Consider the following 7,434-nt stretch of genomic DNA (forward strand, 5'->3'; position numbering starts at 1 on the left):
AATTATTGTTGAGAGAGAACTAGAAGAAGGCACAAACATCCGATAACAATGCATTCACGCTTCGGTTTCGATCAATCTAAAATCGATTGACCTCGATACATCCTCGGTCGCCAAGGGGGATTACGGGGGAGTGGAATCAGGCGACAACCCTGCACCGACTAACCGCATCGCGGCCGTTTCCTTCGGTCACTTAAGTCGGTGAGGGTTCGTGAATGCGGGAACGTTATATGAAAGGGTTGCAGAGATTTGGAGGAGACTCAATGAAGCAAGTGATAATTACCGGAGCCAATCGTGGACTCGGTTTAGAATTATTAAAAGTATATTTAGACAATCAACAACAAGTATTTCCAGTCGTTAGGACAGAGGAAGCTTTAAATTATTTATTGAGAAATTTTCCTCGAAATTGTTACCCAATCTTAGCAGATCTAACAAAGGATGAATCAAAAGAAATCATTAAAACATATTTGGGGAGATACACCGATTCAATTGATATCCTAATAAACAATGCCGGAATTTCAGGAAAGGGGCATGAAATAGATCAAGTAGAAACTAGGGAAAGTTAATGATTTATTTAATATTCATTGTTTAGGACCCATGAGAGTTGTGCAAGCAAGTGTATCATTTTTAAGAAATGCTTCGAATCCAAGGATTATTAATATTTCCTCCAGGCTTGGCTCAATGGCAAAGATGGAATCTGGTGAGTTCGCTGGGAGGAATTTTTCATATTCATATAGAATGGCAAAGGCAGCTCAAAATATGTTTTCCATTTGTTTGAGTCAAGAATTATTCAATCAGAATATTTCGGTTTGCGCTATTCATCCGGGACAGTTGTTGACCAGAGGCAGATCAAGCGATGCTGATATGGAACCGGCTGAAGCGGCGAGTCACATTTATGAATACATAAAGACATTAACAATTGAAGGAACGGGACAGTTTATCCAACCTCAAAAAGGGAAATTACCATGGTAAGCATAGTCAAGGAGGGCAACTCCATCATAAAACACCGCATTCACGCATCTGGCTTACGCCCTCGGTCGCAGACGTGGGTTCGAGGATATGGTTGCTGCGACAACCACCTACGGAGGTTCGTGAATGCGAGGAACGTTATATGATATACCCCAATAAAGGTAGGGATGATAATGTTTTCCTTTACAGGTCTTGAAGGAACAAGAGTAAAGTTAGTTCCGTTAGAATTAGAACATACACATTCACTATTTGAGGTTGCTCAAGAACCAGACATATGGGAACAATACCCCATTACAATCGAATCGTACGATCAAATGCAAAACTTTGTGATGAAAGCATTAGAAGGACTAAAACTCAAAGAACAATATCCATTTGCTGTATATGATAAAGAACTTAATAAATTTGTAGGTTCGACACGTTACCTCAGGATATCTGAAGCGAATAATAATCTAAATATTGGATCAACTTGGTATAATCCAAAGGTTTGGCGAACGAGAGTAAACACAGAAACAAAATATTTGATGTTGGAATATGCTTTTGAAACTCTAAAAGTAAATCGAGTTGAAATAATAACAACTACTGAAAACTACCGATCTCAAAAGGCAATTGAAAGATTAGGAGCTGTTAAAGAAGGGATACTTAGAAAGAAGTATCATAATTTAGATTACATAATCTATAGAATTATCAGTGATGAGTGGAAGGAAGTTAAGAACCAATTGGAAGATAAACTCAAAGATGCTGCGGGGTACATCATATTCACGCTTCGGAGCTGACGCCCTCGGTCCGGCAGGAGATATTGGCAGGGGAGCTAGGGCAGCCGGACAAATCCGACTTCGTCGGACGTCGTGAATATACGAAACGTTATCGGAAATGAGTGCAAAATTAGTTTATCATGGAGGAATTTATGAACAACATCAGTATTGATTGTGACGATTTAATACTACGGGGATATGTACTAGATGATATTGAAAGTATATATTCTATAACCCAAGAACCGGAAGTCAAAGAATATTTACCTGACTGGGATGTTCCAAAGAAGCAAAGAATGAATTGGTTGGAAAACTATGAAATCCCAGAAAACCAGCAATTCCAAGAAGCAATTTCGTCTGGTGGAAGAATTGGTGACTTACGGTTACGACTGGCTGTGATTTCTAAAACGTCAGGTGATCTGATTGGATGGTGTTGCAGCGGAATAAAGGAAGAAATAGATCCGCCTAACAGAGAAATCATGTTTGCAATTGCAAGTAGGTATCAAAACAAGGGGTATTGTACACAGGCCACACTAGGAGTTATTAATTATTTATTCCAGAATTCAGATGTAGAAGCACTAAATGCAATTGCAAGAATCGACAATATTCCATCGAATAGAGTTATAAAGAAAGCAGGATTTGATCAGGTCGGGCTGATTGAGATAGAAGAAGAGAAGTTTAATCGCTTTATGCTAAGTAAGGACAAATGGAAGTAAGGTTAGGCTAGAATATTCGATGATGGCACTGACATCCGATAACTCCACATTCACGCGGCGGGCCTCCTTGGTCGCCAGAGGAATTTTCGTAGAAGTAGATTCAGGCGACAACCCTGCACCGACTAAGCGCACCGCGGCCGTTCCCTTCGGTCACTTAAGGCAGTGAGGGTTCGTGAATGCGGGAACGTTATCCGAAAGACTTGCAAAGAATAGTAGCGAGGTGAAATGATGTTTTTTCTTCAAATGTCGGGATTTCCTGGTTCAGGGAAGACAACTCTTTCTAGAAGAGTTGCACAAATAACCGGCGCAATAATTGTTGATCATGATACCTCAAAGACTGCGTTATTAAAAGCCGCAGAAGGACATGATATTGAACTATGGGTTATAGGCAAATTCTCATACACTGTGGATTGGGAATTAATAGACTTTTATTTATCACAGAGGAAGAGTGTCATTTTTGACAGTCCGTGTTTGTATCCTGAAATGATTTTTAATGGATTAAATCTATCGAGTAAACATAAGGTGAATTACAAGTATGTAGAGTGTTACTTAAACAACCGCACCGAAATAAATCGTAGACTTAAAGCAAGAGATAGATTAATAAGCCAACTTGAAAGCACAACTCAAGAATCCTTTGATGCGAGTATCAATAATAGTCAGAAGCCACCTTCAAATGTGGAATATTTAACAGTTGACTCTTCACAACCATTAGATACATACCTTGATAAGGTAATTAATTACCTTAAATAAATAGAAATTGTTTTGACAGTTTATTCAGGAGGGCAAGTCCACCGGATAACTCCGCATTCACGCTGCGGGCCGCTGTCGCGTCCCTTGGTCCGCCCGAGGATTTTCGAGGAAGATGAATCAGGCGGACAACCCTGCACTGGCTAAGTCCGGTGGTCCCGCTCGCTTCGCTCTCTTAAGCCAGTGAGGGTTCGTGAATGCCAGAACGTTATCCGAAAGAGCGAAGCAGAACATGAATTTTCTTTGTTGCATATGTTATAATCCAAGTGAGGTGATGATGAATGTTAAAAGATGATGTAAAACAAATGATTGATCAGTTACCGGAGGATTGTTCCATTGAGGATATACAGTATACATTATATGTAAGGTCTAAAATACAAAAAGGCTTGAAGGATATCGAAGAGGGAAATGTGTTATCTACGGATGAGGTCAAAGCGAGGATGGATAAATGGTTCAAAAAGTAATTTGGACGGTGAGCGCATACAAGGATCTTCAGAAGATTGTCGAGTATATTGCTGAAGATTCTCCAAATTATGGTTTGGTTTTTTACGAAGGTGTAATGGACAAAGCGCAGACATTAGAGGAGTTCCCGCATAGAGGACGCATTGTACCAGAGATGGGCGATCCAAATATGCGGGAACTTTTTATTCATAGGTATAGACTGATTTACAACGTTATTGGAGATAGTATAATCATCACAACGATCATACATGGAGCAAGGGATTTTAAAAACAAGTAATGTGGGTAAACTCAAGGCTTCTTCGGATAACAATGCATGCATTCACGCTGCGGACCTCTCCGAGTCCCCTGGTCGCCGGAGGAATTTCGAGGAAGCTGATTCAGGCGACAACCCTGCACTGACTAAGCGTATCGCGGCCGCTCACTATCGTTCGCTTAAGGTGGTGGGACGTCATGAACATGGAAATGTTATACGACATACCCCAAAACCTAAAAAGGTGGTTAATAAAATTGTTCAACTTTAATAGACTGGAAGGCAAAAGAATAGAATTGGAGCCATTGGAAACAAGACATACCGAAAGTTTGTTTAACATCTCACAAGCGAATGGAGTTTGGACGTATCTTCCAGGTAGTATTAATACGATTAGAGATATGGATAAATTTATACGTTCCGCTATTGAAGCACGCGAAACGAAACAACAATTTCCGTTTGCAGTTTATGATAAGCAACTAAATGAATACGTTGGGTCAACACAGTATCTAAGAATTTCAGAAATAAATAATAATCTAAACATTGGATGGACATGGTATCATCCTAAAGTATGGAGAACTAAAGTGAACACGGAAGCTAAATATCTACTGTTACGGTACGCATTTGAAGAATTAAAAGTATGTAGGGTAGAAATTATTACAACGACTGATAATGTAAGATCTCAAAAAGCAATTGAGAGGCTAGGAGCAGTAAGAGAAGGAGTATTAAGAAAGAAATTTATAGGTCTTGATTTTGTCATCTTTAGTATTCTCGATACTGAATGGGAATTTGTAAAAAATAGACTTGAAGGTTTTCTCGGAGAAGCAGGGTACGTCATATAACAACGCATTCATGTATCGGGCCTGACGGCCCTTGGTCGCCCGGAGCGATTAGAAGCGGATTCGAATGGAGCATTTTCATGATGAAGCGGAATTAGGAGACAGCCCTGCACCAATCCTTGTGATGGAGAGTAAACATCGTAGAAGAATACAGGACAAATTCGCCAGAAGTTTAGTTGGCAAGGAAGTGATTTGTCTGAACATCCCTGATGATTATCATTACATGGATGAAGACTTGATTGGGCTACTTTTATCAAGTGTGTCTGAATATATCGACGTGCATTAGAGACAATTACACAATTTTGCAATCGGGAAGCCCCTGATATCATATAACAATGTGTTCAAGCATCAGGGGACAAGCTGCCTCGGTCCGCTGGAAGCCGGAAGTGAAGCATATTCGAATTAAGGTAACTCAGTTTTCAGGGAAGTTTACTCAACGGACACATCCGCATCGCGACCGCTCGCTGTCGTTCGCTTAAGTCGGTGGGACGTTGTGAACACGGAAACGTTAGACAAAATTTATGCAATTTTTGTAATATATATAATTCTTGAAGGGAGTGATGTGGTATGAATATTAAACGAACAGTTGCGTTGTCGGTGATGTCAAAATAATCAGTAGAGAATCCGTGACATAGGATTTCTCTACTATAATGGGAGGAATCCGGATTTGATTAGTTTAAGATCGGTTGATCAGAGTAACTGGGAAGAGTGTATTAAACTGAAACCTAAGATTGAACAACAGAGGTTTATTGCCTCGAATTTGTATTCTATTGCTGAGTGTCAATTTCTAACTGGCTTTGTCATGAAGGCTATCTATTTTGATGAGGAACTTGTTGGATTTTCGATGTATGGAGTGGATCCAGATGATCTGAACTATTGGATATACAGATTCATGATTGATGAGCGGTTTCAAAGCCGAGGGTACGGTAAACAAGCTATGAAATTGATCATTCGAGACGTTGAGGCCATGAGTGATCGAAAGGATGTATTATTACTTGGTTATAAGCCGGACAACGAACAAGCCAAGAATCTATATGAGAAAGTCGGGTTTCAAGAAATAGGGATAGCTCCATGGGGAGAAATGCTAGCGAAGTATAGTTTTTGTTAGAATTTCGCAGAGGGCAGAACATCGTCTAACAATGCATTCACGCGGCGGGCCGGTAGGGGATTCAAAGAAGCTAGCGGCCCTTTTGTCGCCAAGAGGGATTTCAGAGTTGTGGCGACAACCCTGCACCGACTAACCGCATCGCGGCTGGCTCCTACGGAGCCTTAAGGAAGTGAGGGTTCGTGAATACATGAACGATATGCGTAAATATTGCAATTGTTAATGAGGGGGGATTCAGGAAGTGGATGAAGAAATTTTACGGTACCCAATCGGTGTGTTTACTCCACAAGAAAGAATAACTGAAGAAACCCGAAATAACTACATAGTTGAAATAGCTGGGATAGTGCCTACATTACAAGAGACAGTCAAGATCCTTAACGGTGAGCAAATACATGTACCATATCGAACAAATGGTTGGACGGTTCAACAGGTAATTCATCACATGGCAGATAATGATATGAATGCATTTATAAGACTTAAGCGAGCGTTGACTGAAACAGAACCACAAGCGACATCATATCGGGAAGATCTGTGGGCTGTGTTAAATGATTACAGGGAAACTCCTGTAATTATATCAATTACTCTATTAGAAGCAATTCATTTTAGATTGTGTAGGTTACTAGAGGGTATGAATGCAGAAGACTTTGAGAAGAAATTCAGAACTAATGTCCTTGGATTAATAACGGCAGATGTAGCCGTTCAAAGATTTATATGGCACAACAAACATCATATTGTTCAAATTCAAGAGCTTATAAAGAGAATGCAATGGTAAGAGCCGTTGTAAGAAAACTCGAAGATGGCAATAACTACACATAATATCGCATTCACGCAGTGGGCCAGGCAGCCCTTGGTCGTCCGGAGCGATTAGAAGTGATTGATGCATTTTCATAAACGATGAAGCAAAAACAGGTGACAACCCTGCACCGACTAACCGCATCTCGGCCGTTCCCTTCGGTCACTTAAGTCGGTGAGGGTTCGTGAATGCGAGAACGTTATACGAAACCCACGAAGCATTATTTGTTAAAAATCAAAGGAAAGAGGAAAGACATTGAAAGAAATATGGCATAGACACCATGGAGTTTATGGCATTTGCTCTGACGATCAAAAACTATTGCTAATACATAAGAATGGTGGACCGTATTCTGGTAGATTTGATCTACCAGGAGGCAGCTTAGAACCAAACGAATCGGTTGCTGAAGCATTATTAAGAGAATTCCGCGAAGAAACTGGTCTAGTTGTAAAGATTCATTCTAATGCTGGATTTAGAGATTTTGTAGTTCCATGGATAAGGTCTGGTTACGAGCATACGCATTGCCATCACATTGCACTATTTTATAAGGTTAGCTACGTAGATGGGGATGTAACACGCTCACCTAATATTGATGACTCTCTAGGAGCCGAATGGGTAGACATAGGATTATTAAATCAAGATAATTCTTCTCCACTGGTGTTAGAAGCACTGAATTGGATGAATACAAATATCATTAGTTCTGAAGTAACCATCTATAAAAGCTGGGAAATTAAGAATTGAGAGTAGCTCAAGGTGGCTTCGTATAACGCCGCATTCACGCTGCGGGCCGCTGTGGAGTCTGTAAACTATTTT

Annotated in this window: 10 protein-coding genes and 1 pseudogene; all 11 read left to right on the plus strand. The window is 40.3% G+C overall.

Features of this window, described 5'->3' with window-relative positions; genetic code table 11:
- Positions 1 to 260: 260 nt before the first annotated feature.
- Positions 261 to 969, plus strand: a pseudogene (locus XYCOK13_RS20925) (SDR family NAD(P)-dependent oxidoreductase).
- Between the two features lie 170 nt (positions 970 to 1,139).
- Positions 1,140 to 1,739: a GNAT family N-acetyltransferase gene (locus tag XYCOK13_RS20930; RefSeq protein WP_213414195.1), complete on the plus strand. Its 600-nt coding sequence runs from the start codon at positions 1,140 to 1,142 to the stop codon at positions 1,737 to 1,739.
- Positions 1,740 to 1,870: 131 nt separating this feature from the next.
- A complete protein-coding gene (locus XYCOK13_RS20935) occupies positions 1,871 to 2,431 on the plus strand; it encodes a GNAT family N-acetyltransferase (protein ID WP_213414196.1) in 561 nt (186 codons plus the stop codon).
- Positions 2,432 to 2,659: 228 nt separating this feature from the next.
- Positions 2,660 to 3,181 carry a P-loop nucleotide/nucleoside kinase family protein gene (locus tag XYCOK13_RS20940; protein WP_213414197.1) on the plus strand — a complete coding sequence of 174 codons (522 nt, stop codon included), beginning with the start codon at positions 2,660 to 2,662 and terminating at the stop codon, positions 3,179 to 3,181.
- A gap of 278 nt (positions 3,182 to 3,459) precedes the next feature.
- Positions 3,460 to 3,642 carry a hypothetical protein gene (locus XYCOK13_RS20945; RefSeq protein WP_213414198.1) on the plus strand — a complete coding sequence of 61 codons (183 nt, stop codon included), beginning with the start codon at positions 3,460 to 3,462 and terminating at the stop codon, positions 3,640 to 3,642.
- Positions 3,627 to 3,917 carry a type II toxin-antitoxin system RelE/ParE family toxin gene (locus XYCOK13_RS20950; protein WP_213414199.1) on the plus strand — a complete coding sequence of 97 codons (291 nt, stop codon included), beginning with the start codon at positions 3,627 to 3,629 and terminating at the stop codon, positions 3,915 to 3,917. Before XYCOK13_RS20945 ends, XYCOK13_RS20950 begins: the two co-directional genes overlap by 16 nt.
- A gap of 173 nt (positions 3,918 to 4,090) precedes the next feature.
- Positions 4,091 to 4,729 (plus strand): GNAT family N-acetyltransferase, encoded by a 639-nt coding sequence (locus tag XYCOK13_RS20955; protein WP_244865296.1) that lies wholly within the window; start codon positions 4,091 to 4,093, stop codon positions 4,727 to 4,729.
- 64 nt (positions 4,730 to 4,793) lie between these two features.
- A complete protein-coding gene (locus XYCOK13_RS20960) occupies positions 4,794 to 5,012 on the plus strand; it encodes a hypothetical protein (protein ID WP_213414200.1) in 219 nt (72 codons plus the stop codon).
- Positions 5,013 to 5,393: 381 nt separating this feature from the next.
- On the plus strand, positions 5,394 to 5,834 hold the full coding sequence (locus XYCOK13_RS20965; protein WP_213414201.1) for a GNAT family N-acetyltransferase: 441 nt from the start codon (positions 5,394 to 5,396) through the stop codon (positions 5,832 to 5,834).
- Between the two features lie 238 nt (positions 5,835 to 6,072).
- Entirely contained in the window at positions 6,073 to 6,603 is a 531-nt protein-coding gene (locus tag XYCOK13_RS20970; protein ID WP_213414202.1) for a YfiT family bacillithiol transferase, read from the plus strand.
- A 276-nt stretch (positions 6,604 to 6,879) separates the two neighbouring features.
- Positions 6,880 to 7,362, plus strand: coding sequence for an NUDIX hydrolase (locus tag XYCOK13_RS20975; protein ID WP_213414203.1), 483 nt, complete (start codon positions 6,880 to 6,882; stop codon positions 7,360 to 7,362).
- The last annotated feature ends 72 nt before the right edge of the window (positions 7,363 to 7,434 follow it).

This window comes from Xylanibacillus composti, from assembly GCF_018403685.1.
Lineage (GTDB): Bacteria > Bacillota > Bacilli > Paenibacillales > K13 > Xylanibacillus > Xylanibacillus composti.

What these genes read in the sequence shown, in the direction of transcription:
- XYCOK13_RS20930 (WP_213414195.1), top strand. Translation starts at nt 1,140, where the DNA reads ATGTTTTCCTTTACAGGTCTTGAAGGAACAAGAGTAAAGTTAGTTCCG.
- XYCOK13_RS20935 (WP_213414196.1), top strand. Translation starts at nt 1,871, where the DNA reads ATGAACAACATCAGTATTGATTGTGACGATTTAATACTACGGGGATAT.
- XYCOK13_RS20940 (WP_213414197.1), top strand. Translation starts at nt 2,660, where the DNA reads ATGTTTTTTCTTCAAATGTCGGGATTTCCTGGTTCAGGGAAGACAACT.
- XYCOK13_RS20945 (WP_213414198.1), top strand. Translation starts at nt 3,460, where the DNA reads ATGTTAAAAGATGATGTAAAACAAATGATTGATCAGTTACCGGAGGAT.
- XYCOK13_RS20950 (WP_213414199.1), top strand. Translation starts at nt 3,627, where the DNA reads ATGGTTCAAAAAGTAATTTGGACGGTGAGCGCATACAAGGATCTTCAG.
- XYCOK13_RS20955 (WP_244865296.1), top strand. Translation starts at nt 4,091, where the DNA reads ATGAACATGGAAATGTTATACGACATACCCCAAAACCTAAAAAGGTGG.
- XYCOK13_RS20960 (WP_213414200.1), top strand. Translation starts at nt 4,794, where the DNA reads ATGGAGCATTTTCATGATGAAGCGGAATTAGGAGACAGCCCTGCACCA.